Below are 3,320 nucleotides of genomic sequence, written 5' to 3' on the forward strand. Positions count from 1 at the left end.
CTGGCGGCGAATCGCGGCCCCTTGCCCTGCTCCGCAGGAGTCCGTTTCCTCCCCGGCCTGAAGGCCGGGGTATCCACGGAGGAATCCGATGAACCACCCACTGGGGAGAAAGCACCCCACCAAGCCCCACCCCTCCCTCCCGCCGGGCAAACTCACTCCCGCGAGTGAATATGCCCAACTCGGCTGGATTCGGGACCGGTTGCCTGCCTTACGCTCACCGCAGCAAGACCCAACCGCAGACATGCGACGGCCCCCGCCGGGAGTAGCAATCCCAGTGCGGGGGCCTGACCACCGAGGAAGTTCGGAGCTTCCTGATGGACACCGAAAACACTAGCGCGCCCTCGCGCTCCCAGTCCCGCGTCTCAGGCGAAAACCACCCCCACGCGCGACCGCAAGCCGGCGTCGTCCACGACAACGCCCGCCACACTGAGAACTTCACGGTGATCGGCAACGACCTCATCCAGCACCGGGAGCTGTCCGGGCTCGCCATCGGGCTGGCGTGCTACATCCAGTCGGTGCGGCAGGGCACCGCCGTCGACATCAAGACCCTCGCCGACCGCTTCCCCGAGGGCCCCACCCGTATCGCCGCCGCCCTGCGCGAACTCGAAACCCACGGCTACCTGCGCCGCACCCGCGAACGCACCCCCACCGGCCGGATCGTCACCCGCACGGTCTCCTGCAACAGGCCAGGGCACCGGCGCACCCCGTCCGAGCCCTCCGACAGGCGGCCCGCCCGACGCGCGGCCGCCACGGACGAGCCGCCTCCCCGCAAGAAGCGCCTCCCCGCCGTACCGCAGCCCTCGTGCGCCTCCCCCGCCCTCCTCCAGACAGCCGTCGACGTTCTCGCCGGCCTCCGCCGCCGCGACCCCCGCCTCCTCCTCTCCGCCACCGATGCCGAACACCTCGCACCCGGCGTCGCCGCCTGGCTGGAGCGCGACGTCACCGCCACCGCCGTACGCCACGCCCTCACCGAGAACCTGCCGAACGAACCCCTGATCCGCCCTGCCGCCTTCCTCGCCCACCGCCTGGCCGCCCAGCTCCCGCCCCCGCCACCTTTCCGGCCCCCGACGCCATCGGCCCCGGAGCCCAGGCACCCGTTCCAGACCTGCGACGGCTGCGACCGCCCCTTCCGGGCTCCTACCCCCGGCCGCTGCCGCGACTGCCGATCCGATCGCCTGTAGGCCGCCTAGCATGAGAGCGACGATCCTTGCCCCTGGGCACAGACCACGAGGAGCGAGCGCCATGACCATCGCCCCGGACAACGCGCGACAGGGTGCTTCCCCCCTGTACCGAGCGATGCGCGACTTCGTGGAGTCCACGGACGGCACCCTCCCCGGCAAGTTCGAGATCACCAAGGAAGGAATCGTCCTCGACATGATGGCGCCGGTCCGGCCACATGAGCTCACCGCACTCCATCTCCGGAAGCGCCTGGAGAAGGTCATGCCTGAGGAGATCGTGGCCCACACGGGCGAACCCGACGTCGAGATGGAGCCAGAGGGCATCATGCGCCGCCCCGACGTGATGGTGATCGCTTTGGCGGACATGGAGGGAGACGGGGCCTTCGACCCGCTCACGCTCATCGCCGCCATTGAGATCGTCTCTCGCTCCAACCCCGACAACGACTGGGTCACCAAGATGCGCGACTACCCACTGATCGGCATCCCCGCCTACGCGATCTTCGACCCCCGCACCGGCACCGGCGCCGTCCTCACCGACATCCACGCCACTCCTGAGGGCCCCCGCTACGCGACCCGCAAGGACTTCGTCTACGGCGAGGACGTCACCATCGGCGACTGGACCATCTCGACCGACAACCTGCCGCGCTATGAGAACAGGGCTGCCGAGCAGGAGTGAGCCTCCGGCTACCTGCCTGGACGACCCCCGCCCACAGTGCTACTTCAGAACCCCCGCCCCCGTCGTCGCTCCCAGCTCCGTCACCAGGTTCTTCGCCGACGTCTGGAGCCCCGCCGTGAGCGCAGGCTTCCAGTTCACCGTCGTCTTGAGCTTCTTCGAGTTGGCGGCGTTGTAGGCGGCCACGAGGTCGGTCGCGGTGCCGTTGACGAGGTTGCCGGTGCCGGCGACCGAGCCGGTGCCGTCGCCGCTCAGCAGCTTGGCGGTCTTGGCGCCGGACGGCAGCCTCCAGGCGTTGTGCTCGGCGACGACCTGGGCCTTGGCGCGGGAGTCGATGCTGTACTTCGGCGCGTATCCGTTGAGCGTGGCCGTGTCGTAGAGGTTGTTGTAGAGGTGGATCTGGCCGATCCGGGCCAGCGGCGCCCGCTGCACGATCCCCTTCCACACGTTGTGGTGGAGGGTGACCCGCAGCTTGCCGGTGCTGTCGGTGTCGCTGCTGCCGATCAGCATCGTCTTGTCGTGGTTGCTGAACAGGTTGCGCTCGACGGTCACCAGGTCGGAGCCGTTGGTGATGTCGAGGGCGCCGTCGTGGGTCTGGTACTTGCGGCCGAAGTACGACTTCTCGGAGCTGTCGAAGGTCGGCGCGTCGGTGAAGGTGTTGTGGTCCGCCCAGACGTTGGTCGCCCCGCGCAGGGTGACGGAGTCGTAGTTGGAGTTCCACTCACCGGACGAGCCGTCGGTCGGGTCCCACTGCGGGAAGCAGTCCTGGGTGTCGGCGAACGTGAGGTTGCGGACGATGACGTTCTTCACGTTCTGCACCTGAAGGCTGCCGCCCTTGATGCCGGCGTTGGTGCCCGGGACGCCCACGATCGTGGTGTTGGCGGGCACCCGGAAGACGATGTTCTTCTTCTGCTTGTCGGCGGCCGCCTTGCGGGCGTTCTCCTGTGTCCCGGCCGGCGCCTTCCTGCCGTAGGTCGCCGGGTCGTATGCCTTGAGGTAGGCGGAGAGCGAGTAGCCGGTGCCGGCGGCGTAGTCGGCGCAGGCCAGCTTCTTGCCGGCGTCGCTGGTGTTGGCGTCGATGGTGCCCTTGACCTTGATGATCCGGGGCGTGGTGTCGGAGACCGACCCCAGCGCCTTCACGAGCTGCGCACGGGTGCTGACGGTGTACACGTGCGCGGATCCGGCCTTCGCACCGCCCGTCGTACCGGAGCCGGAGGCCGCCCAGCCGTCCTTCGCGGGCAGGGTCTGGTGGTACAGGTCGACCGCACCGGCGTTCGCGCTCAGCACGAGGACACCGGCACCGACACCGGCGGCCAGGGCCGCGGCGGTGACGACGACGGTGCGGCGCCTGCGGAGGGAACGGCGGTGGGTGGGGCGGGGGGTGCCCCTATCTCTTTCGTCAAGGGGCGGGTCGGTTGATTGGTGATGTTTCAGGCGGCTTGGGGGACGGCTTGAGGTTCGAAGAACGT

The 3,320-nt window shown here is 69.1% G+C and carries 3 protein-coding genes; 2 read left to right on the forward strand and 1 reads right to left on the reverse strand.

Annotated features, from left to right (window positions below; translation table 11 throughout):
• Positions 1-314: 314 nt before the first annotated feature.
• Both ACFU95_RS50810 and ACFU95_RS50815 read left to right on the forward strand, forming a co-directional pair.
• Entirely contained in the window at positions 315-1,181 is an 867-nt protein-coding gene (locus tag ACFU95_RS50810; protein WP_383844703.1) for a helix-turn-helix domain-containing protein, read from the forward strand.
• A gap of 61 nt (positions 1,182-1,242) precedes the next feature.
• The gene (locus tag ACFU95_RS50815) at positions 1,243-1,854 is read left to right on the forward strand and encodes a Uma2 family endonuclease (protein WP_383844707.1); all 612 of its coding nucleotides are present in this window, start codon (positions 1,243-1,245) and stop codon (positions 1,852-1,854) included.
• 39 nt (positions 1,855-1,893) lie between these two features.
• Here the strand turns inward: ACFU95_RS50815 and ACFU95_RS50820 are convergent, their stop codons facing one another.
• Complete coding sequence (locus tag ACFU95_RS50820) at positions 1,894-3,285, reverse strand: polysaccharide lyase family 1 protein (RefSeq protein WP_383844710.1); 1,392 nt, start codon at positions 3,283-3,285, stop codon at positions 1,894-1,896.
• Between the last annotated feature and the right edge of the window lie 35 nt (positions 3,286-3,320).

This window comes from Streptomyces sp. NPDC057623 (assembly GCF_042800355.1).
In the GTDB taxonomy this organism is placed as follows: Bacteria; Actinomycetota; Actinomycetes; order Streptomycetales; family Streptomycetaceae; genus Streptomyces.